This is a genomic window from Kribbella sp. NPDC003505, assembly GCF_040610875.1.
GTDB lineage: Bacteria > Actinomycetota > Actinomycetes > Propionibacteriales > Kribbellaceae > Kribbella.
In genome coordinates this window covers 239,416-259,558 of the sequence record NZ_JBEXNA010000001.1, presented here as the reverse complement: position 1 = coordinate 259,558, position 20,143 = coordinate 239,416, and the positions used below count along the sequence as shown (strand labels likewise).

Below are 20,143 nucleotides of genomic sequence, written 5' to 3'. Positions count from 1 at the left end.
GTCCGGTCGATCCAAGGCCCCCTCGATCTCCCGTGCGCCGGCCGGTCCGGGCCCCCTCGACCGCCCGTGGATGACGGTGCCCCCACCCCATCCATCCGTTGCATCGCGTGACACAGCGCCGTCGTTACACGGATCCGCGAGATTCGTAAAAATTGCGCAAAGGTGCGCGGGAGAGGCCTTACCGGACGCGCAAGAATGTGCGTCTCAGGACAGTGCCGCCCACGCCTGGTGAGCGGCCCCCAACAGGCCCGCGTTGTCGAGCTGGGCGGGCACCACGGTGAGGTCCGTGACGAACGGCAGCTGCGCCAGCCGCTTCACCCACGCCTGCACCGGGTCGAACAGCACCGGCCCCGCCTTCGCGACGCCGCCGCCGATCACGACCGTGGTCAGGTCGACGGTCACCGCCGTCGCCACGATCCCGGCGGCCAGCGCCTGCGCCCCGTCGTCGAAGGCGGCCAGCGCGAGCTCGTCCCCGGCGGCGGCGTCGGCAGCCAGGGCTTCGGCGTCCACGGCCTCGCCGGTCCGCCAGCCGCTGCGCTGTGCGCGGGCGACCATCCGCGGGCCACTCGCGTACGCCTCGACGCAGCCGAACGACCCGCACGCGCAGGCCTCGCCGTCCTGGTCGATCACCACGTGGCCGATGTGCGCGGCGTTGCCGGACTGGCCGACCAACGGCCTGCCGTCGACGACGAGCCCGCCGCCGACACCGGTCGACACGACGACCCCGAGCAGCGTGCGCGCGTCCCGGCCGGCACCGCTCCAGAACTCGCCGAGCGCGAAACAGTGGCCGTCGAGGCCGAGCGCCACCGGGACGTCGCCGGTCAGCGCCCGGACCTGGTCGACGATCGGGAAGTTGCGCCACCCGGGGATGTTCACCGGGGAGACCAGACCGTGTTGCTGGTCGAGCGGGCCGGCGGAGCCGATGCCGACCGCCAGGGGAGTCGCGTCGCCGCGGACGCGCGCGATCAGCTCAGCGAGCGCGGCGAACACCTGACCGGCGTCGCCGGACGGGGTGGCGATCCGGTCGCCGGTGAGAATCGTGCCGTCGGCGGACACCAAAGCGGCGGCCATCTTCGTGCCGCCGATGTCGATTCCCAGCACGGTTCCCCGCGCCGAAGCTGCGTCGTCGCTCATCGTCCCCCCGGTCAGGGCGGTCAGGTCGAGAGACAACGTTATCTGTAGTCGGCCCGAACAGACAGTGCTGATTCCAGGTAATCATGGAAAACCCGCAGGAAGACGGCAGGTAACTGCCATGACAGCCCCTGACAACGAAACCCCTCCAGCCGTCCCCAGATAGACGCCGCGACCCCGTCGACCCCACCACCGACCCCGCCCGGCGGACCCAACCGCGGCCGACTTTGTGCACCAGATCCGCGTTCCGAGGGGTTCGGCGTACGGATCCGGTGCACAAAGTCGCCCTTCGAGGGGCGGCGGGTGGGGGTGGGTGGCGGGGTGAGCCGGGTGCGGGAGAGGGTTGGGGGATGAGTGATCAACTGGATCGTGACGCGGCCGGCTCACTGGTGGTCGGCTTCACCGGGACGACGGCGCGCGACGACCTGCGCCGGGCGGTGGCGGGTGGCCTCGGGGCGGTCATCTTGTTCACCCGGAACGTCGCGGACGCCGACCAGGTCGCGGCGCTGACCGCGCAGCTGCGGGCCGAGCGGCCGGATCTGATCGTGGCGATCGACCACGAGGGCGGCGAATTCAGCCACCTGGCGCCGGCGAATCCGTGGCCGCTGGCGTCCCCGCGGCTGCTCGGCGACCTGGACGACGTCGACCTGACCCGCGCCGCCGCCCGGGACGCGGCCGCGACCCTGGCGGCGCTGGGCATCGACCTGATGCTGGCCCCGTCGGTCGACGTGAACAGCAACCCGGCGAACCCGATCATCTCCACCCGCTCGTTCGGCCGCACGGCGGACGTCGTCTCGCGGCACGGCGTCGCGTTCGTCGAGGGCGTCCACGACGCGGGTATCGCCGCCTGCCCGAAGCACTTCCCAGGCCACGGCGACGTGTCGGTCGACTCGCACACCGACCTGCCGCGGGTCGACCGTTCGGTGGCGGAGGTCGGCGCCGTCGAGCTGGCCCCGTTCCGCGCGACCATCGCCGCCGGTGCGGATGTCGTGATGAGCGCGCACATCATCTTCTCGGCGTACGACGACCAGCCGGCCACGCTGTCGCACCGGGTGCTGACCGGGCTGCTGCGCGAGGAGCTCGGCTTCACCGGGGTCATCACCACCGACGCGCTCGAGATGCAGGCCATCACCAAGAACCGCTCGATCGAGGACGCCGCCGTCGCGTCGATCGCCGCCGGGGCCGACCTGGCGATGATCGCGGTCGGTACGGCGGACCCGCAGGCGCTGACCGCCCGCATGGTCGAGGCGGTCCGCAACGGCACCCTGCCCGCCGAACGCGTGGCCGACGCGGCCGACCGGGTTCGCGCCCTCGCCACGTCGCTCGGTCGGCGCTCGCGGCTACCGGGCCTCGGCGGCGCCCCGATCCGCGAGGTGGCTGCGCGGGTGGTGGCCGGGCAGACCTTCCCGGCGTACGGCGCGACGCCGTACGTCATCGACCTGACGCAGGGCTTGCACCCGGCCTGGAACCCGTACTTCTCCGGCCTGCCCGAGATCTTCACCCGGGTGGCGCCGGGCGCGGAGGGTGTCGTCCTGCGCGGCGAGCACCACCTCACCGACACGGGCGAGCCGCAGGACGACGCGATCGCCAAGGCGGCGAAGGCCGCGCAGGGCCGTCCGCTGGTGATCGCCGTGCAGGACGCGGGCCGTACGCCGTGGATGCGCGCCGCACTGGAGCACCTGATCCAGGGTCACCCCGACAACGTCTTCGTCCTTTGCACCGGCATCCCCGAGGACCAGGCGCTCGTCCCGCAGGGCGTCCCCTCCGCCACGACCTCCGGCCGCAACGTCATCGTGCTCGAGGCGATCGCCCGGCAGTTGACCCGCGAGCCCTGACCCACCGCGCCCCCGCTCACGCCTTCCGGCGACGGCGCAAGCTCCGGGGTTGGCCCCTGAGTTGGTGGGTTGCGGACCAAGATTCTCAGGGGTCAACCCACCACCTCGGGGGTCCACCCACCACCTCAGGAGTCAACCCACCACCTCAGGGGTCAACCCACCACCTCAGGGGTCAACCCACCGGCTCGGGGGTGGGGCGTCGGGCTGGGTGCGGCGCGGGGGTGGTTCGGGTCAGTCGGAGCGGCATTCCAGGTCCAGATCGAGGGCGTGCTCCTCGACGTAGTTGAGGGCGTGGCGGACCGCTCCGACCGAGACGATCGCGTCGCCGAGGGAGGAGACGGCGACGCGCGGGGGAGTGCTGGTGTAGCGGGCCAGCCGGGCCTCGAGGTCGGGAAGCAGAGCCGCCGCGGCCTCGGCGACCGCGCCGCCCAGGACGACCAGTTCCGGGTTGAACAGCGTGCCGAGGGTGGCGACCACCCGCGCGGTCCGGTCGGCGATCTCCTGAAGGATGCCTTCGGCAACCTTGTCGCCGCCGGCTGCCGCGCGGAACACCAGCTCGGCGGTCACCTCCCCGCCGTCGGCCAGCGCGCGCAGCGACGTCTCCACGGCCGGGTCCGCGACCGCCGCCGTACCGTTCTCGCGCGCGATCCGTGCGATCCCGTGGGTGTCGCCGACGCCCTCGATCAGCTTCAGGAACACCATCTCGCCGGCGCCGCCGCGGGACCCGTGCAGCAGCCGGCCGGAGTCCATCAGCCCCGAACCGAACCGCTCGCCGGCGAGCAGCACGACCAGGTCGTCCACGTTGCGCGCCCCGCCGCGCCAGTGCTCGCCGAGGGTGGCGAGGTTGGCGTCGTTCTCCAGCAGGACCGGCCAGCCGTGCAGTTCGGTCAGCCGGTGCGACAGCCCGGTGTCGAAGCGCCGCCAGAACTCGTCGTCGACCAGGATGTTGCCCTCGCGGTCGACCGGGGCGGCGACCCCGGCGCCGGCGGCGAGCACCTGCGCGTCCGACACCCCCGCGGACGCGAGCGCCTCGACCACCGTCGCGTGCACGATCTCGGTCCGCTCGCCCGGCGTCTTCACGCCGGCCGCCGACCGGCCGGCCTTGGCGACCGTCTCGCCGCGCAGGTCGGAGACCAGCACGGTGGTCTTGGCCGCACCGATGTCGATGCCGAGCACGTACCCCGCGTGGCTGTTGAACTCGAACCGCCGCGACGGCCGCCCGACCGAGGTCCGGCCGGGGTCGAGCTCGACCACCCAGCCCATCGAGATCAGGTCGTTGCAGACCGCGTGCACGGTCGCGCGGGTGAGGCCGGTGGCCTCGATCAGGCCCGTTCCGGTCATCACCCGGGCGCGGGTGAGCACGCCGAGCACCTTGCCCGCGTTCACCCGCCGCAACATCGTCGGGGTGGCCGTCGGCGGGGTAGTCGGTGGTTTCGCCATGAAAGCCCCTTGACCTGTCGTCGTACCGACCGCAGAATACATGCAGATTCTAAATTTAGAGCCTATATATAAACACCGGGTTACCCCCAGATTTCCGAGTGAGGCGAAGTGACCACTCCGCAGACGACCCACACGACCCAAACGGCGCAGTCCGACTGGTGGCGGCAGGCCGTCGTCTACCAGATCTACCCGCGCAGCTTCGCCGACGCCAACGGTGACGGCGTCGGTGACCTGCCCGGCATCATCAGCCGAGTCCCGTACCTGGTGGCGCTGGGGATCGACGCGGTGTGGCTGAGCCCGTTCTACCCGTCCGCGCTGGCCGACGGCGGGTACGACGTCGACGACTACCGCAACGTGGACCCGCGGCTCGGCACCCTGGAGGACTTCGACCAGCTGATCGAGGCGCTGCACGCGGAGAACATCAAGCTGATCGTCGACATCGTCCCGAACCACACCTCGGACCGGCACGAGTGGTTCGTCGAGGCGCTCGAGGCCGCGAAGGGCCACCCGGCCCGCGACCGGTACATCTTCCGCGACGGCGAGGGCGACCAGCCGCCGTCGGACTGGGATTCGGTGTTCGGCGGCTCCGCGTGGGCGCAGACCGACGACGGCCAGTGGTACCTGCACATGTTCGCGGCCGAGCAGCCCGACCTGAACTGGCAGCACCCCGAGGTCCGCGCGGACTTCCTGGAGACCCTGAAGTTCTGGTCGGACCGCGGCGTCGACGGCTTCCGGGTGGACGTCGCACACGCGCTGGTGAAGGACCTGTCGGAGCCGTTCCCGGCGAAGGCCACGCTGCCGCGGCAGTCGGAGTCGAACGGCAAGCACCCGCTGTGGGACCAGGACGGCGTGCACGAGATCTACAAGGACTGGCGCAAGCTGCTGAACACCTACGACCCGCCGCGGTCGGCGGTCGCCGAGGCGTTCGTGCCGGCCGCCCGCCGGGCGCGGTACGCGAGTGCCGACGGCCTCGGGCAGGCGTTCAACTTCGACCTGCTGCAGGCCGACTTCGAGTACGAGAAGTTCCGTGAGGTGATCGAGCAGAACCTCGCGCTCGCCGAGGAGAACGGCTCGTCGTCGACCTGGGTGTTCTCGAACCACGACGTCGTCCGGCACGCCACCCGGTACGGCCTGCCGAAGAACCCGAAGGGCAGCTGGCAGGACGGCAAGGACTGGCTGCTGAGCAACGGCACCGAGCCCACCGTCGACGTCGCGCTCGGTCTGCGCCGCGCCCGCGCCGCGACGCTGCTGATGCTCGCGCTGCCCGGCTCGGCGTATCTGTACCAGGGCGAGGAGCTCGGCCTGCAGGAGGTCGGCGAGCTGCCGGCCGCGAACCTGCAGGACCCGGCGTACTTCCGTTCGAAGGGCGCCGAGAAGGGCCGGGACGGCTGCCGGGTGCCGCTGCCGTGGACGGTCGGCGGTCTGTCGTTCGGCTTCGGCACGGGCGGCTCGCACCTGCTGCAGCCGAAGTGGTTCGGCGCGTACTCCGTCGAGGCGCAGCAGGACGACGTCGAGTCGACGCTGAGCATGTACCGCAAGGCGCTCGCCGTACGGCGGGGGCTGCGCACCGGCAGCTCGCTGACGTGGATCGACAACACCGACGAGGTCCTGCACTTCGTCCGCTCCGGCGGCTGGCAGTGCGTCACGAACTTCGGTGCGGCCCCGGTCGAGCTGCCCGACGCCGCGGTCGTGCTGTCCAGCGGCCCGCTCGAGGGTGACAAGCTCCCCAGCGCCACGACGGCCTGGCTGATCTAGCCCCCTCCCAGAACCCGCTCCGGTCAAGCCGTTCGCTGACGGCCCTCCCCCTGTGACCGGGGCGTCCGGGGTCGTGGCGGGGGCACCGGGGCGGTTGCCCCTGCCACGATCCTCCTGACTGCTTCTTGGCTGCGGAGTGTCAGGATAGGCCGCGTGACGACGCTTGCGGACGTGCTCGCGGTACTCGACCGGCTCTACGATCCGGCCTGGGCGGAGTCCTGGGACGCGGTCGGTCTGGTGACCGGCGACCCGGACCAGCAGGTACGCCGGATCCTGTTCGCCGTCGACCCGATGCGCGAGGTGGTCGACGAGGCGATCGACGGCGGTTTCGATCTGCTCGTCACTCATCACCCGCTGTTGCTGCGCGGCGTGAACAGCGTGGCCGCGACGACGCCGAAGGGCCGCGTCGTCCACGACCTGATCCGCGCCGGTGTCGCACTGCACGTCTGTCACACCAACGCCGACAATGCGAACCCGGGCGTGAGCGACGCGCTCGCCGCCGCGATCGGGCTCCGGGACACGCGGCCGCTGAAGGCGATGCCGGCCGAGCCGATGGACAAGCTCGTCGTGTTCGTCCCGGTCGCGGAGACGCAGGCGATGCTCGACGCGCTGGCGAAGGCGGGCGCCGGGCGGATCGGCGACTACGAGCGGGCCGCCTGGACCGGTACCGGCGAGGGGACGTTCCGGCCGCTCGCCGGCGCGAACCCGACGATCGGGACCGTCGGCGCCGTCGAGGTCGTCGCGGAGAACCGGATCGAGATGATCCTGCCGCGGCGCCGGCGGCGCGCGGTCGTCGAAGCGCTGGTCGCTGCGCATTCGTACGAGGAACCGGCGTACGACCTCTACGAGCTGGCCTCGCTGCCGAGTGAGCGCGGCGGCGGGCGGGTCGGTGTCCTCGAGGTGCCGCTGCCGTTGGGCGCCTTCGCGCAACTGGTCGCGGAGAGCCTGCCGCGGACCGAGCACGGCGTCCGCGTCTCCGGCGACCTGGACCGCACGATCGAGACCGTCGCGGTGGTCGGGGGAGCGGGCGACTCGGAGTTCGACCGGGTCCGCGCGGCCGGTGTCGACGCGTACCTGACCGCGGACCTGCGGCACCATCCCGCGACCGAGGCCCGGGCGTACGGCGACCCGGCGCTCGTCGACGTCGCGCACTGGGCCAGCGAGTGGCCGTGGCTGGTAGCTGCCGAGCGGCTCCTGGTCGAAGCTCTCGCGGCGCGAGGCAGTACCGTAGACACTCACATCTCAACACTCTGCACGGACGCCTGGACGCTGCGGATCTGAGCGAAGGAGCCGACTCTGAACGCCGAGCCCGCCGTCCAACGCCGGTTGCTGGACCTGCAGGATCTCGACCTGCAGCTGGATCAGATCGCGCACAAGCGCGCGTCGTTGCCCGAGCACCAGGCCCTCAAGGAACTGGTCGCCGAGAAGTCCGTGGTCGACCGTGACCTGGTCACCGCCGACACCGAGGTCAGTGATCTGCGGCGTGAGCAGAAGAAGGCCGACTCCGATGTCGAGCAGGTGAAGCAGCGCCGGGCGCGCAACCAGCAGCGGCTCGACTCCGGACAGGTGACCTCGCCGCGCGACCTGGAGAACCTGCAGCACGAGATCGGGTCGCTCGAGCGGCGGATCTCGGACCTGGAGGATGCCGAGCTCGAGGTGATGGAGAAGCTCGAGGCCGCCGAGGCGGTGCAGCTCGACTTGCGCACCCGCGCCGAGGCCTTCGCCGGCCGGCAGGCCGAGCTGGAGACCAGCCGCGACGCCGCGCTGAAGGAGCTCGACGAGCAGCGCGCCCGGATCGGCGACCAGCGCAGCGCGGTCGCGACCGAGCTGCCGGAGCCGCTCGTCAAGCAGTACCAGCGGCTGCGTGAGCACAACGGCGGCATCGGCGCCGCGCCGCTCGTCGGCAAGCGCTGCATGGGCTGCCGGATGGAGCTCGCGCCGTCCGACCTGACCGCGATCAAGGCCGCCGCGCCGGACGCCGTACTGCGCTGTGAAGAGTGCGGCCGGATCCTCGTGCGCACGGCGGAGAGCGCTGTATGAGTTACTCCCACGTCATCGTCGAGGCCGACGGTGGATCGCGCGGCAACCCCGGCCCGGCGGCGTACGGCGCGCTCGTGCGTGACCCGGCGACCGGGAAGGTGATCGCGCAGCAGGGCCGCACGCTGGGGATCGCGACCAACAACGTCGCCGAGTACTCCGGCCTGATCGCCGGTCTCGAGCTGGCCGCGGAGTATGCGCCGGACGCGTCGATCGAGGTGCGGATGGACTCCAAGCTGGTGATCGAGCAGATGGCCGGCCGGTGGAAGATCAAGCACCCGGACCTGCAGCCGCTGGCGATCAGGGCGCAGAGCCTGGCGCCGTTCGGCACCGAGTGGACCTGGGTGCCGCGCGCGCAGAACGCGGCCGCCGACGCGCTCGCGAACAACGCGCTCGACGGCGTGGACATCCCGCTGACTCCGGCGCCGGCCGGATCCCCGGCCGCGGTCGCGAAGGAGCCGTCGGATCTGCAGAAGGCCATACAGGGCTGGGGTCCACAGGCCGAGCCGCCGACGCAGCTGATCTTCCTGCGGCACGGCGAAACGCCGCACACCGCGGAGAAGCGGTTCTCCGGATCCGGCGGCGACAACCCCGGGCTGAGCGACACCGGTCGCGCGCAGGCACTGGCCGCCGCCGAGTACCTGGCGCGGATCGGCGGCGTCGACGCGCTGGTGGTGTCGCCGATGCGCCGGACCCGGCAAACCGCCGCGGCGGTCGCGGACAAGCTCGGGCTCGAGGCGATCGTGGACGAGGGCTGGCGGGAGGTCGACTTCGGCGACTGGGACGGGCACACCTTCGCGGAGATCCAGCAGAAGTGGCCCGACGCGATGAACGCCTGGCTGGATTCGACCGCGGTCGCGCCGCCCGGCGGCGAATCGTTCGACACCTGCGCCCGGCGGGCCCGTTCGGCGCGCGACGGCCTGCTCGCGCGGTACCCGGGCAAGACCGTGGTCGTGGTCACCCACGTGACACCGATCAAGCTGATGGTCCGTTCGGTGCTGCAGGCGCCGATGTCGTCGCTGTTCCGGATGGAGCTGCGCCCGGCGACCCTGACCGAGATCCACTGGTACGCCGACGGCCTGGCGTCGCTGCGCTCCTTCAACGTACAGCCCTCGCTAGTCTGACCCCATGCCGCTGCAGAGGGTTCACTTCGTCGAGGGTGTGCCGGAGGTCTTCCGGGCGTCGTTGCAGGACATCCGCCGGGAGCAGGAGGTGCCTGCGGAGTTCCCGCCCGAGGTGACCGCGGCGGCTGTCGAGGCGGTCCGCAATGCGCGCCTGCCCGAGCTGGACCGGACCGACATCGAGTTCGTGACGATCGACCCGCCGGACTCGATGGACCTCGACCAGGCGCTGCACATCGAGCGCTCCGGCGACGGGTTCACCGTGCACTACGCGATCGCGGACGTGGCCGCGTTCGTGCGCGCCGGCGACCCGATCGACGCCGAGGCCCGGCGCCGCGGCGAGACGCTGTACGCGCCGGACAAGCGCACGCCGCTGCACCCGCCGGAGCTGTCCGAGGCCGCGGCCTCGCTGCTGCCCGACCAGGTGCGGCCCGCGCTGCTCTGGACGATCACCGTCGACGCCACCGGCGAAGGGACAGGCGTCACCTGCGAGCGTGCCCTGGTGAAGTCGCGGGCCAAGCTCAACTACGCGGGCGTACAGAAGGACCTGGACGCAGGGACGGCGTCGGAGTCGCTGCAGCTGTTGCGCGAGGTCGGCAAGCTCCGCGAGCAGCGCGAACTCGCACGCGGCGGCGTGAACCTTCCGATCCCGGATCAGGAGATCGTCACCTCCAACCACGGCTGGGGTCTGGAGTTCCGTGCACCGCTGCCGGTCGAGGGCTGGAACGCGCAGATCTCGCTGCTCACCGGGATGGCGGCCGCGAGCCTGATGACCGAGGGCAGGATCGGGATCCTCCGCACGCTGCCCGAATCGCACGACGACCTGCGCCGCAAGCTCGGCAGCACCGCCAAGGCACTCGGGATCGACTGGCCCGCCGAGACGTCCTACGCGGCGTTCATCCACGGGCTCGACCCGTCGGTGCCGGCGCACGCGGCCATGCTCGCGGCATGCACGGTGCTGTTCCGCGGGGCCGGCTACGTGGCGTTCGACGGGAGTGTCCCCGAGCAGCCGCAGCACGCCGCGATGAAAGCGGCGTACGCGCACGTCACCGCGCCGCTGCGGCGGCTGGTGGACCGGTGGGCGGGGGAGATCTGCGTCGCGCTCTCCGCCGGCGCCGAGGTGCCGGCCTGGGTGCGCGAGTCGATGGACGAGATCCCGAAGATCATGGACGACGCGGACCGGCGCGCACACGCCTACGAGCGCTCGATCGTCAGCATGGTCGAGGCAGGCCTGGTCGCGGACCAGGTCGGCAGCGAGTTCGACGGCGTGATCACCGACGTGGACGAGAAGGAGCAGAGCCGCGGCATCGTCGTGCTGACGAAGTACGCGATCGAGGGCCGGGTCACGGGTCCGGCGCTGCCGCTGGGGCAGCAGGTCCGGGTGCGGCTCGTCGAGGCCGACATCGCCAAGCGCACCGTCGCCTTCGAGCTAGTCGGCTAGGTAGTCCTCGACGGCGGCGGTGGTGCGGTCGAGGTCGCCGGTGGCGAGCAGGTCGATCAGGGCGCCGCGGAGCATTGCCAGGACGGCGGTGCGTCGTGCCTCGGTCCGGTCGGGGTCGCTCGTCCTGAGCAGTTCGAGCCAGTCGTCGACCGTCGAGCGGGCGAAGTCCGCCCACGGACCGTCGGGTGCGACGAGCGACCGCCCGTAGGCCTCGACCCAGAACGTCATCAGCGGGCGGCGTTCCGGCGCGGCCAGCCAGGTCCACAGCTCCCGGGCGATCACGGTCAGGCCGGGCGGCTCGTCGTACCGCTGCTCGATCTCGTGGAGCAGTGCGAGTTCGTCCGACCGGGCGCGGGCGAGCAGCGCGCGGATCAGGCCGTCCTTGCTGCCGAACAGGAAGAGCAGCACCCGGGGGCTCGAGCCGATCGCGGTCGCCAGCGGGCGCAGCGAGAGATCGGCCAGGCCGTGCGTCAGCGAGTACGCGTAGGCGCGCTCGAGCAGTTCCTGCTGGCGGGCGGAAGGACCAGCTTTCGAAATCGGCACTGTCTTTGTGGTCGGCACGGGGCTAGTATCGCGTACTGAAACAGTCGTGTCAGTAGAGTGGGTAGGGTTGATGACGAAACTGATCAGGAAGCTGGGGCGGCCCGGAGACCTCGGCTGGGTGGTGCAGTCACACGCGGAGATCTATGCGGCCGAGTACGGCTGGGGGCCGGCGTACGAGACGCTGATCGCGCAGATCGTGTCGGCGTACGCGTCCGACCACGACGACGAAGGCGAGGCCGCGTGGATCGCGGAGGTCGACGGGGAGCGGGCAGGCAGCATCTTCTGCGTGCGCGGCCCGGACGAGACGACGGCGCAGTTGCGGCTGCTGCTCGTGACGCCGGCCGCGCGCGGGTTGAAGCTGGGCGCCGAGTTGGTCGACACGTGCTTGGAGTTCGCGCGCGGGGCCGGCTACAAGCGGATGGTGCTGTGGACGAACGATCCGCTGGTCGCCGCGCGGCACATCTACCTGTCGCGGGGCTTCCGGCTGACCGGCTCCGAGGTGCACGAGATGTGGGGCGACCACCTGGTGGGGCAGACGTACGAGCTGGACCTCTAGGACTTGCAGAGCGGTGCGCCGGGCGCCGCGGTCTTGTAGATCGCGTGGGAGAGGAAGGTGCTCACGTAGCCGTTGGCGACGGTCAGCGCGTGCCGCGGGCCGACGCTGCCGAGCGGGAGGTACCGGCGCAGCGGGTACGCCAGGTAGTAGACGCCGTAGTCGGTAAAGTTGAAGTGCCGGGTGCCGGGGATCGTCGCGCACCACGACGCCCCGGTGCTTGCCTTGAGCAACGAGAGGGCGCGGTCCCGGTCGTGGTCGTTCTTCGCGTCCGGGCCGCAGACGCCGGTGATACAGGAGTCGTCGGCGCCGAGCAGCAGCACCGGCGCCTGCACGCCCTTGCGGACGACTTCGCCGAACGGGATCCCGTCCAGGTCGACCGCGGCGGCGCAGCCCGGGTCCAGGCGACAGGCCTCCAGCGACGCTGCGCCGCCGAACGAGTGGCCGACGTACGACGCGCCGACCGCGGACTCGACCGAGTTCGGCACCTCCTTGGCGACCATGCCGGCCGCGAACCGCGCGTCGGCGGCCCAGATCCCGACCAGGTGATCGCCGACCTGCTGCGCGCCCTCGGTGCTGTCGCCGAGGTTCGGCGGGTTCGCCTCCGGCTTGCTCTCGATGGTCTGCCCGCCGAGGACGGTGAGATTCGCGCTGTACGTCGGGGTGACACCCGCGACGAGGTAGCCGTGGCTGGCAAGGTTCTCCGCGAGCGCGGCGTACATCGGCGCGGACAGCCCCATGCCCGGCATCAGCACCACGACCGGGAACCGCCCCGGCGCGATCGCGACCCGGTCGAGGGCGCGGTCCTGCAGCGTGTCGAACGGCCCCTGGAAGACCGAGGCCGGTGCCTTGAGGTGCAGTCCGCTCCACTCGCCCGGCGCGTACTGCACGCGGCGGCCGGTCGTCTCCTTGGCGACCGGGTACCACAGCCAGACGGCGAGCCGGCGCGGGCCGTTCACGTACGGATCACGGCGGGGCGTGTCGGTCCATTCGTACGTCCGCCGCCCGACCTGGAAACTCCCGCTCGTCTCCGGCAACGCCACCGGCTCGGACCGCTGCACCAGCACCCAGCCCACATACCCGGCCCCACCGACCAGCGCGACCAGAAGCACGATCACGATCCCGGTCCGCACCCGTCGCCTCATACCCCCAGCCTCTCACCACCACGGCGCCGAGCCTCCCACCATCACCCGCCGAGTCGTGAGATTCGGCTGCCGCGAAAATCCGAAGCGGCCGGGCATGTCGAAGGTGAGAGGGCGGCTCCGACGTTCCGGGAAACCGGAATGGGATGGAGGAGCGGGAATGAGTTTGCCGGATGTGGTGTCGCGGGACGAGTGGATGGTTGCGCGGCGTGAGCTGTTGGCGGCGGAGAAGGCGTTCACGAAGGAGCGGGACGCGTTGAACACGCGGCGGCGGGAGCTGCCGATGGTGCTCGTCGACAAGCCGTACGTGTTCACCGGCGCGGACGGCTCGAGCGGTCTGCTGGAGTTGTTCGAGGGGCGGGACCAGCTGGTCGTGTACCACTTCATGTTCCAGCCGGAGTGGGATGCGGGGTGCCCGAACTGCACCGGGTTCGTCGATGACATCGGGTCGACCCGGCTGCTCAACGACGCGAACACCACCTTCGCGCTGGTGTCGCGGGCCCCGTACGAGAAGCTCGCGGCGTACCGCACCGCGCGCGGCTGGGAGCACCCGTGGTACTCGTCGTACGGCAGCGACTTCAACTATGACTACCACGTGACGCTCGACGAGTCCGTGGTCCCGTTCGAGTACAACTACCGCAGCAAGGCCGAGTGGGACGTGCTGCCGAACAACGGCCACACCCAGATGCAGCAGCCCTTCGACCTGCACGGCCTGAGCTGCTTCCTCCGCGTCGACGAGCAGGTGTACCACACGTACTCGACGTACGGCCGCGGCCCCGACGCGATGACGTTCACCGCAACCGCCCTCGACCTCACCGCCCTCGGCCGCCAGGAACCCTGGGAAAAACCGGCCGGCCGCGCGGTCCCGCCAGCCCACGAGGACCACTGCCACTGAGGGGCGAGAAGGGAACGGGCCGGTCTGTAAGCCGGATTCTGTCGAGTGCGATCATCCATCTACGGTGACCGTTGCCGGGCACCTCCAGCAGCCTACCCGCGAGCTCGGGCGGGCAGCCCTCGGTCGCTCGCGCGGGCGGTGGTTGCCCACCGCCCTTCTTGGCCTTGCTCCACGTGGGGTTTACCTAGCCTCCGCAGTCACCTGCGGAGCTGGTGGTCTCTTACACCACCGTTTCACCCTCACCCGCACTCCGATGAACCACGGGGTTCATCGGAGCCGCTGGCGGTCTGTTCTCTGTGGCACTGTCCCGCGGGTTACCCCGGGTGGGCGTTACCCACCACGCTGCCCTGTGGAGTCCGGACTTTCCTCGGCGCCCCTTCCAGCTGAGCTGCAAAGGGCGACGCGATCGCCCGACCGACCCGTTCCGTACCCTCAGGATACGGGCTCGGCGGCCACCTCCGGCCACAGGCCGTCGGCACCCCGGTGGTACGGGCGGACCCCGACCACCGCGTCCAGGTTCAGCGGTCCGTAGATGTGCGGGAAACTCATGCCGGTCCCGTCCAGGTCCTCGTCGCACAGCGCCGACACCAGCCGGGCGGTGTCGATCACCAGCAGGCACAGCGGCTCGGCAGTGTCGTCGACGTCGTCGTACGCGAAGTTCGCCACCATCGCAACCTGCTCGGGGCGGGACGCGTGGATGAAGGTCGCGCCGTCGTCGAGGCTCTTGCCGCGGGTCGACCACCGGTAGCTCCCGGCCCGGAGCGCGGCCTCCCACTGGTCCACGAACGCGATGTGCAGAATCGTCGCCATGATCCAACGCTAGCCCGTGCGGCCGTCGATTAAGGTGCTCGACATGGCGAACGACGAGCACAGCGACACCGAACCCGAGACCAAGACCGCGACGAAGCCGGCCGAGCCCGTCGACGATCTCGTGGCGACGCGGCACACGGTGACGGTCGACGGGCAGGAGTTGCGGTACACCGCGACCACCGGGCGGATCGTGCTGCGCGAGGAGGTGCTGACCGACGGCACGTTCGACGGGCTGAAGCCGAAGGCCGAGGTGTTCCTGACGGCGTACACGCTGGACGACGCGGACGCCGGCGCTCGCCCGGTGACGTTCGCGTTCAACGGCGGGCCGGGGTCGTCGAGCATCTGGCTGCACCTCGGCCTGCTCGGCCCGCGCCGCGTGGTGTCCGGTGACGCCGGCGAGCTCGCGCCGCCGCCGTACTCGATCGTCGACAACGCCGAGACGTTGCTGAAGTACAGCGACGTGGTGTTCGTCGACCCGGTGTCGACCGGGTTCTCGCGCGCCGCGGAGGGGGAGAAGCCGGGGGACTACCACGGGTTCACGCGCGACCTGGAGTCGGTCGGCGAGGTGATCCGGCTGTGGACGTCGCGCAACGGCCGCTGGATGTCGCCGAAGTTCCTGGCCGGCGAGTCGTACGGTACGACGCGCGCGGCGGGGCTCGCGGCGCATCTGCAGCAGCGGTACGGGATGTACCTCAACGGCGTCATGCTGATCTCGGCGGTGCTGGAGTTCGGCACGCTCGACTTCTCACCGGGCAACGACCTGCCGTACACGTTGTTCCTGCCGTCGTACGCCGCGATCGCGCACTACCACGGACTGGTCCCGGACCGGTCGCTGGAGGAGGTGCTCGCCGACGCCGAGCGGTTCGCGGCCGGCCGGTACCCGAATGCGCTTGCCCAGGGCAACCGAATCCCGGCGGACTACCGGGCCGAGGTGGTCAGCCGGCTGGCCGCGTTGACCGGGTTGAGCGAGGACTACATCGACCGGGTGAACCTGCGGATCGAGCACATGCGGTTCTTCGGTGAGCTGCTGCGGTCGCGGCGGCAGACGGTCGGTCGGCTCGACGGACGATTCACCGGATGGAGTGCCGACTACGGTTCGGAGACGCCGGACCGCGATCCGTCGATGAACGCGATCACCGGTCCGTACTCCGCGGCGCTGAACCACTATGTGCGCGTCGAGCTCGGCTACGAGAACGACCTGCCGTACGAGGTCCTGCACTGGGACGCGGCGAGCAACTGGTCGTTCAAGGAGTTCGAGGGCAAGCAGATCATGGTCGCCGACAAGCTCGCCGAGGCGATGCGCGTCAACCCGCACCTGAAGGTGCACGTCGCCTCCGGCTACTACGACGGCGCCACGCCGTACTTCGCCACCGAACACACTCTCGCCCGCCTGCAGATCCCTGCCGAACTCACCACGAACATCGAAACCAAGTACTACCCCGCCGGCCACATGATGTACGTCCACGAACAATCCCGCATCCAGCAGTCGGCGGACCTCGGCGCCTTCATCACGTCGTCCGCCAACCGATGATCCTGATCCGCCCCGCGGGCGCAGTTGCGACGGCACCTGTACCCGACGTCGAACTGCGCCCGCCGTCGGCGGACGATGCCGTCGCTCTCGGCCGGCTGTACTTCGAGGCGTACGACCCCGGCGTCGCGTCGGCCACCGAAGCGGAAGCCCTGGATGACATCCACCGCACGTTCGACGGCGAGTACGGCGTACTCGACACAGCCCTCAGCCGCCTGGCATGGATGGGGGATGAGCTCGTCGGCGCCCTGCTCGTCGTTGAACGCGCACCGTGGCCCGACACCCCCGACTGCCGGTTCGTCATCGAACTCTTCACCGCACGCAACCACCGGCGGTCCGGGATCGCGAAGCTCCTGCTGGCCGAATGCTCGGCTGTGGAGGTCGCCTTGCGTGTCCAAGAGACCAACGCACCGGCTCTCGCGCTCTACCGATCCGTGGGGTTCCAGCCGGGGCTCACGGCAGGGTGAGGACTTCGGCGCCGGTGTCGGTGACCACCAGCGTGTGCTCGAACTGCGCCGTGCGTGACTTGTCCTTCGTGGTGGCGGTCCAGCCGTCCTCCCACAGGTCGTACTCGTACGTGCCCAGCGTCAGCATCGGCTCGATCGTGAACGTCATGCCGGGCTCGATGATGTCGTCGAACCGCTCGTCGTCGTAGTGCGGGATGATCAGCCCGGAGTGGAACGACGTCGAGATCCCGTGGCCGGTGAAGTCGCGCACCACGCCGTACCCGAAGCGCTTCGCGTACGACTCGATCACGCGGCCGATGATGCTCACCCGGCGCCCGGGCTTGACCGCCTTGATGCCCCGGTTCAGCGCCTCGAGGGTGCGCTCGACGAGCAGCCGGCTCTCCTCGTCGACGTCGCCGACCAGGAACGTCGCGTTGGTGTCGCCGTGCACACCGTCGAGGTACGCGGTGATGTCGACGTTGACGATGTCGCCGTTCTCGAGCGGGCGGTCGTCGGGGATGCCGTGGCAGATCACCTCGTTGACCGACGTGCACAACGACTTCGGGTAGCCGCGGTAGCCGAGCGTCGACGGGTACGCGCCGCGCTCGACCAGGTACTCGTGGCCGACCGCGTCCAGCTCGTCCGTGGTCACGCCCGGCTTCGCGGCCGCGCCGACCGCCTGCAACGCCTGTGCGGCCAGCTTGCTCGCGACCCGCATCCTGTCGACCAGCTCGGGTGACGTCACGTAGGAACCGTCGAACGGCGTCGGCGCCGGCTTGTCGACGTATTCGGGACGCGGAATGGAAGCAGGTACGTCGCGGCGCGGCGAAATGATGCCAGGAGTAAGGATCGACATGGTGAGATCATTCTAGAGAGCGCGACAAGACTCCCAGGAGGTGGTCATCCAGATGAGCGACGATCACAGCAACGAGTGGTACTACAACACCAAGACCGGCAAGGTCGAGCCGTACCAGGGGGCGAAGTCCGGCGACCGGCTCGGGCCCTACAGCTCGCCGGAGGAGGCCGCCCGCGCGCTGGAGAAGGTCCAGGAACGCAACGAGGACTGGGACAACGACCCGAAGTGGGACGACGACTGATGTCCGGCGCCGGCGACATGCCGAGGGGCACCACCGATCGAGTTCGGTGGTGCCCCTCGGCAGTTACCGCTGACTGATCCCGCGATCAGCGGGCGACGCGCTTGGCCGCGGTCTTGCGGGCCGGAGCCTTGCGGGCCGGCGCCTTCTTGGCGACGGTCTTCTGCACCGCGGACTTCTTCGCCGCGGTCCGGGCCGGCGCCTTCTTCGCGGCGACGCGCTTCGCGGGGGTCTTCTTCGCGGCGACCTTGCGGGCCGGCGCCTTCGTGGCGGCGACCTTCTTGGCCGGCGCCTTCTTCGCCACGGTCTTCTTCGCGGCGGTCTTCTTGGCGACCGTCTTCTTCGCGGCCGTCGTCTTGCGGGCCGTCGTCTTCTTCGCCGCCGTGGTCTTCTTGGCGGCGGTCGCGCGCTTGGCCGGCGCCTTCTTCGCGACGGTCTTCTTCGCGGCCGTGACCTTCTTCGCCGGAGCCTTCGTGGCGGTGGTCTTCCGGGCCGGCGCCTTCTTCGCCACCGTCTTCTTGGCGGCGGTCTTCTTGGCCGCACTCACCTTCTTCGTCGCTGTCTTCTTTGCTGCGCTGACCTTGCGCGCGGTCGTCGTCTTCGCGGCGCTGGCCTTCTTCGCGACAGTCTTCTTGGCGGGAGAAGCCTTTTTGGCTGTCGCCTTCCCTGCGGCTGCCTTCTTGGCTGGCACTCTGCCTCCTTGGTGCGGCTGAGGAAAACCACGGTGGATTCCTCGTCGTCATGATGATGACAACACTTGTGCGCTACGTAAAGCACCGGAAACATCCGCAGGTTAAGGAGAACTGGCGGCGGATGTGCGCGCAAATGCCGAAAATCCTTGTGCAGAAGGGATTCCGCCGCGCCCTGAGCATGCCGGATGCCCGGAATATTTTCTTGGCGACACGCGGCAGTTTGTCGCCGAAACCGCTCCGTTCGGCGAGTGTTGTCCTCGGCAACGTCCTGCGAACCGAGGAGATGAAGCACGTGCACGACGACCTCGGAACCGTCGTCGAACTACCTCGCGAGGTACGTCGCGTGGTCAGCATCGTGCCGTCGTTGACGGAGTCGATCGCGGCCACGCGCGCGGACCTGATCGTTGGTGCGACCGACTGGTGCACGCATCCCGCGGACCTCGACGTGGCGCGCGTCCGCGGCACCAAGAATCCCGATCTGGAGCGCATCCGCGCGCTCGCACCGGACGTCGTCCTGGCGAACGCGGAAGAGAATCGCGCGGCCGATCTGGACGCGTTGCGCGCCAGTGGAATCGCGGTCTGGGTGACCGCGCCGACGACGGTGCCCGATGCACTCGATTCACTCGGCCGCATGCTCTCCGCGATCGCCGGCGACGAGCCGCAATGGCTGCACGACGCACGCGCGGTGTGGCGCACGCCGTACGACGGAATGCGCCGGCGCGCGGTGATACCGATCTGGCGCAGACCATGGATGGCGTTGGGGCGGGACACGTTCGCGGGCGATCTGCTGTCCCGACTCGGTATCGACAACGTGCTGAGCGAATCCGGTGAGCGATATCCGCGGATCGATCCGGACGCGTTACCGGAGTACGACGTCGTGGTGCTGCCGGACGAGCCTTATGCGTTTTCACCCGACGACGGTCCCGAGGCGTTCGGTAAACCCGCGCGCTGTGTATCCGGAAGGCATCTGACCTGGTACGGACCGTCACTCGTCGAGGCGCGCGAACTGCTCACCGGGCAACTGGCGTGACGTCCACCACGATCGCCGCGCGACGTCCGGACGGGTTAGGCATGCCTCACCGCGCGCAAGCGCTGATCAGGACGCGCGGCGCAAGGTGATGACGTCGGCCGCCTGACGGAGCAGACCCGGGATCGTCACGTGCGCAGCCCGGCCGGTCGCCTCGAGATCGTCGCCGTACCACCAGCCGTGCGCGCTGATGGTCTGGAGCTCGAGCTCCTCCTGGTTCGCGAACGTCACGTCGACGCGGTCCACCGCGACCGCGAAGAAGGTCTGGTGCTGGACGATCCGGCACCCGCCCCACTCGAACTCGATGGTGTTGGTCGCCACCGGTGCGCCGAGCGCGTCGGTCGGCAGCACGATGCCGACCTCTTCGCGCAACTCCCGGCCGGCCGCTTCCGTGACCGTCTCGCCTGCTTCGACACCCCCGCCGATCGTGAACCAGTACGGCGTCTGCGGCTTCAGCGGGTCCCAGCCGTGCAGCAGCAGCACCTTGCCGTCCGGTCGCACCGGCAGCACGCGGGCCGTCGTACGGTGCCGGACCGTTCCTGGTGGTGGCAGCTGGGATTCGCTCACACCACAAAACGCTAAGGGACGGAGCCTGCTACGTGCCGGGTCGTGCGGCGCGTCTCACATGGTTGCTGTGGACACCTACGATCACT

At 70.2% G+C, this 20,143-nt stretch carries 20 protein-coding genes and 1 other RNA gene; 12 read left to right on the top strand and 9 right to left on the bottom strand.

The features are described 5' to 3' along the window. Positions 1-204: 204 nt before the first annotated feature. Positions 205-1,134, bottom strand: coding sequence for an ROK family protein (locus ABZX12_RS01200; protein ID WP_355688707.1), 930 nt, complete (start codon positions 1,132-1,134; stop codon positions 205-207). 347 nt (positions 1,135-1,481) lie between these two features. On the opposite strand from ABZX12_RS01200, the gene nagZ reads away from it, so the two are divergent. After that, positions 1,482-2,966 carry a beta-N-acetylhexosaminidase gene (nagZ, locus tag ABZX12_RS01195; RefSeq protein ID WP_355688705.1) on the top strand — a complete coding sequence of 495 codons (1,485 nt, stop codon included), beginning with the start codon at positions 1,482-1,484 and terminating at the stop codon, positions 2,964-2,966. 231 nt (positions 2,967-3,197) lie between these two features. Here the strand turns inward: nagZ and ABZX12_RS01190 are convergent, their stop codons facing one another. Next, on the bottom strand, positions 3,198-4,406 hold the full coding sequence (locus ABZX12_RS01190; RefSeq protein WP_355688703.1) for an ROK family transcriptional regulator: 1,209 nt from the start codon (positions 4,404-4,406) through the stop codon (positions 3,198-3,200). 108 nt (positions 4,407-4,514) lie between these two features. Here ABZX12_RS01190 and ABZX12_RS01185 point away from each other — a divergent pair, with 108 nt between their 5' ends. The 5 genes from ABZX12_RS01185 to ABZX12_RS01165 all read left to right on the top strand — a co-directional run bounded on the left by ABZX12_RS01185 (position 4,515) and on the right by ABZX12_RS01165 (position 10,760). Next, the gene (locus tag ABZX12_RS01185) at positions 4,515-6,161 is read left to right on the top strand and encodes a glycoside hydrolase family 13 protein (RefSeq protein ID WP_355688701.1); all 1,647 of its coding nucleotides are present in this window, start codon (positions 4,515-4,517) and stop codon (positions 6,159-6,161) included. Positions 6,162-6,314: 153 nt separating this feature from the next. Beyond that, on the top strand, positions 6,315-7,442 hold the full coding sequence (locus ABZX12_RS01180; RefSeq protein ID WP_355688699.1) for a Nif3-like dinuclear metal center hexameric protein: 1,128 nt from the start codon (positions 6,315-6,317) through the stop codon (positions 7,440-7,442). Between the two features lie 45 nt (positions 7,443-7,487). Beyond that, positions 7,488-8,201 carry a C4-type zinc ribbon domain-containing protein gene (locus tag ABZX12_RS01175; protein ID WP_355688697.1) on the top strand — a complete coding sequence of 238 codons (714 nt, stop codon included), beginning with the start codon at positions 7,488-7,490 and terminating at the stop codon, positions 8,199-8,201. Beyond that, positions 8,198-9,322: a bifunctional RNase H/acid phosphatase gene (locus ABZX12_RS01170; protein WP_355688695.1), complete on the top strand. Its 1,125-nt coding sequence runs from the start codon at positions 8,198-8,200 to the stop codon at positions 9,320-9,322. Before ABZX12_RS01175 ends, ABZX12_RS01170 begins: the two co-directional genes overlap by 4 nt. 4 nt (positions 9,323-9,326) lie before the next feature. Further along, entirely contained in the window at positions 9,327-10,760 is a 1,434-nt protein-coding gene (locus ABZX12_RS01165; protein ID WP_355688693.1) for an RNB domain-containing ribonuclease, read from the top strand. Here ABZX12_RS01165 and ABZX12_RS01160 read toward each other — a convergent pair. After that, on the bottom strand, positions 10,749-11,321 hold the full coding sequence (locus ABZX12_RS01160; protein ID WP_355688692.1) for a TetR/AcrR family transcriptional regulator: 573 nt from the start codon (positions 11,319-11,321) through the stop codon (positions 10,749-10,751). The two genes, ABZX12_RS01165 and ABZX12_RS01160, sit on opposite strands and share 12 nt — an antisense overlap. 52 nt (positions 11,322-11,373) lie before the next feature. Between ABZX12_RS01160 and ABZX12_RS01155 the strand changes: the two genes are divergently transcribed. Continuing rightward, positions 11,374-11,859, top strand: coding sequence for a GNAT family N-acetyltransferase (locus tag ABZX12_RS01155; protein WP_355688690.1), 486 nt, complete (start codon positions 11,374-11,376; stop codon positions 11,857-11,859). On the opposite strand, the gene ABZX12_RS01150 is transcribed toward ABZX12_RS01155, so the two are convergent. Continuing rightward, positions 11,856-13,001, bottom strand: a complete 1,146-nt coding sequence (locus tag ABZX12_RS01150) for a hypothetical protein (protein ID WP_355688689.1) — start codon at positions 12,999-13,001, stop codon at positions 11,856-11,858. The genes ABZX12_RS01155 and ABZX12_RS01150 overlap by 4 nt on opposite strands. A 157-nt stretch (positions 13,002-13,158) precedes the next feature. On the opposite strand from ABZX12_RS01150, the gene ABZX12_RS01145 reads away from it, so the two are divergent. Continuing rightward, entirely contained in the window at positions 13,159-13,893 is a 735-nt protein-coding gene (locus ABZX12_RS01145) for a DUF899 domain-containing protein (protein ID WP_355688687.1), read from the top strand. A gap of 11 nt (positions 13,894-13,904) precedes the next feature. Here ABZX12_RS01145 and rnpB read toward each other — a convergent pair. Both rnpB and ABZX12_RS01135 read right to left on the bottom strand, forming a co-directional pair. Continuing rightward, an RNA gene (gene rnpB, locus ABZX12_RS01140) (RNase P RNA component class A) lies at positions 13,905-14,315 on the bottom strand. 10 nt (positions 14,316-14,325) lie between these two features. Beyond that, positions 14,326-14,703 carry a DUF952 domain-containing protein gene (locus ABZX12_RS01135; RefSeq protein ID WP_355688685.1) on the bottom strand — a complete coding sequence of 126 codons (378 nt, stop codon included), beginning with the start codon at positions 14,701-14,703 and terminating at the stop codon, positions 14,326-14,328. A gap of 43 nt (positions 14,704-14,746) precedes the next feature. Between ABZX12_RS01135 and ABZX12_RS01130 the strand changes: the two genes are divergently transcribed. Together ABZX12_RS01130 and ABZX12_RS01125 are read left to right on the top strand one after the other, a co-directional pair. Beyond that, positions 14,747-16,234 carry a peptidase S10 gene (locus ABZX12_RS01130; protein WP_355688684.1) on the top strand — a complete coding sequence of 496 codons (1,488 nt, stop codon included), beginning with the start codon at positions 14,747-14,749 and terminating at the stop codon, positions 16,232-16,234. Next, positions 16,231-16,698: a GNAT family N-acetyltransferase gene (locus ABZX12_RS01125; RefSeq protein ID WP_355688682.1), complete on the top strand. Its 468-nt coding sequence runs from the start codon at positions 16,231-16,233 to the stop codon at positions 16,696-16,698. Before ABZX12_RS01130 ends, ABZX12_RS01125 begins: the two co-directional genes overlap by 4 nt. On the opposite strand, the gene map is transcribed toward ABZX12_RS01125, so the two are convergent. Continuing rightward, positions 16,685-17,533 carry a type I methionyl aminopeptidase gene (map, locus tag ABZX12_RS01120; RefSeq protein WP_355688680.1) on the bottom strand — a complete coding sequence of 283 codons (849 nt, stop codon included), beginning with the start codon at positions 17,531-17,533 and terminating at the stop codon, positions 16,685-16,687. The genes ABZX12_RS01125 and map overlap by 14 nt on opposite strands. A gap of 52 nt (positions 17,534-17,585) precedes the next feature. Here map and ABZX12_RS01115 point away from each other — a divergent pair, with 52 nt between their 5' ends. Then, positions 17,586-17,774, top strand: a complete 189-nt coding sequence (locus ABZX12_RS01115; protein WP_355484480.1) for a hypothetical protein — start codon at positions 17,586-17,588, stop codon at positions 17,772-17,774. An 85-nt stretch (positions 17,775-17,859) separates the two neighbouring features. Here ABZX12_RS01115 and ABZX12_RS01110 read toward each other — a convergent pair whose 3' ends face one another. Continuing rightward, positions 17,860-18,462, bottom strand: a complete 603-nt coding sequence (locus tag ABZX12_RS01110; protein ID WP_355688678.1) for a histone H1-like repetitive region-containing protein — start codon at positions 18,460-18,462, stop codon at positions 17,860-17,862. A 50-nt stretch (positions 18,463-18,512) separates the two neighbouring features. Here ABZX12_RS01110 and ABZX12_RS01105 point away from each other — a divergent pair, with 50 nt between their 5' ends. Continuing rightward, a complete protein-coding gene (locus tag ABZX12_RS01105) occupies positions 18,513-19,493 on the top strand; it encodes a helical backbone metal receptor (RefSeq protein WP_355688676.1) in 981 nt (326 codons plus the stop codon). Between the two features lie 66 nt (positions 19,494-19,559). Here ABZX12_RS01105 and ABZX12_RS01100 read toward each other — a convergent pair whose 3' ends face one another. After that, positions 19,560-20,057 carry an NUDIX domain-containing protein gene (locus tag ABZX12_RS01100; RefSeq protein ID WP_355688675.1) on the bottom strand — a complete coding sequence of 166 codons (498 nt, stop codon included), beginning with the start codon at positions 20,055-20,057 and terminating at the stop codon, positions 19,560-19,562. Between the last annotated feature and the right edge of the window lie 86 nt (positions 20,058-20,143).

Bases quoted from the DNA above. Each gene is read 5' to 3' on its own strand.
- ABZX12_RS01135 (WP_355688685.1), bottom strand. From the start codon at position 14,703: ATGGCGACGATTCTGCACATCGCGTTCGTGGACCAGTGGGAGGCCGCG.
- nagZ (WP_355688705.1), top strand. From the start codon at position 1,482: ATGAGTGATCAACTGGATCGTGACGCGGCCGGCTCACTGGTGGTCGGC.
- ABZX12_RS01200 (WP_355688707.1), bottom strand. From the start codon at position 1,134: ATGAGCGACGACGCAGCTTCGGCGCGGGGAACCGTGCTGGGAATCGAC.
- ABZX12_RS01165 (WP_355688693.1), top strand. From the start codon at position 9,327: ATGCCGCTGCAGAGGGTTCACTTCGTCGAGGGTGTGCCGGAGGTCTTC.
- ABZX12_RS01130 (WP_355688684.1), top strand. From the start codon at position 14,747: ATGGCGAACGACGAGCACAGCGACACCGAACCCGAGACCAAGACCGCG.
- map (WP_355688680.1), bottom strand. From the start codon at position 17,533: ATGTCGATCCTTACTCCTGGCATCATTTCGCCGCGCCGCGACGTACCT.
- ABZX12_RS01145 (WP_355688687.1), top strand. From the start codon at position 13,159: ATGAGTTTGCCGGATGTGGTGTCGCGGGACGAGTGGATGGTTGCGCGG.
- ABZX12_RS01170 (WP_355688695.1), top strand. From the start codon at position 8,198: ATGAGTTACTCCCACGTCATCGTCGAGGCCGACGGTGGATCGCGCGGC.
- ABZX12_RS01125 (WP_355688682.1), top strand. From the start codon at position 16,231: ATGATCCTGATCCGCCCCGCGGGCGCAGTTGCGACGGCACCTGTACCC.
- ABZX12_RS01115 (WP_355484480.1), top strand. From the start codon at position 17,586: ATGAGCGACGATCACAGCAACGAGTGGTACTACAACACCAAGACCGGC.
- ABZX12_RS01190 (WP_355688703.1), bottom strand. From the start codon at position 4,406: ATGGCGAAACCACCGACTACCCCGCCGACGGCCACCCCGACGATGTTG.
- ABZX12_RS01155 (WP_355688690.1), top strand. From the start codon at position 11,374: ATGACGAAACTGATCAGGAAGCTGGGGCGGCCCGGAGACCTCGGCTGG.
- ABZX12_RS01150 (WP_355688689.1), bottom strand. From the start codon at position 13,001: ATGAGGCGACGGGTGCGGACCGGGATCGTGATCGTGCTTCTGGTCGCG.
- ABZX12_RS01105 (WP_355688676.1), top strand. From the start codon at position 18,513: ATGATGATGACAACACTTGTGCGCTACGTAAAGCACCGGAAACATCCG.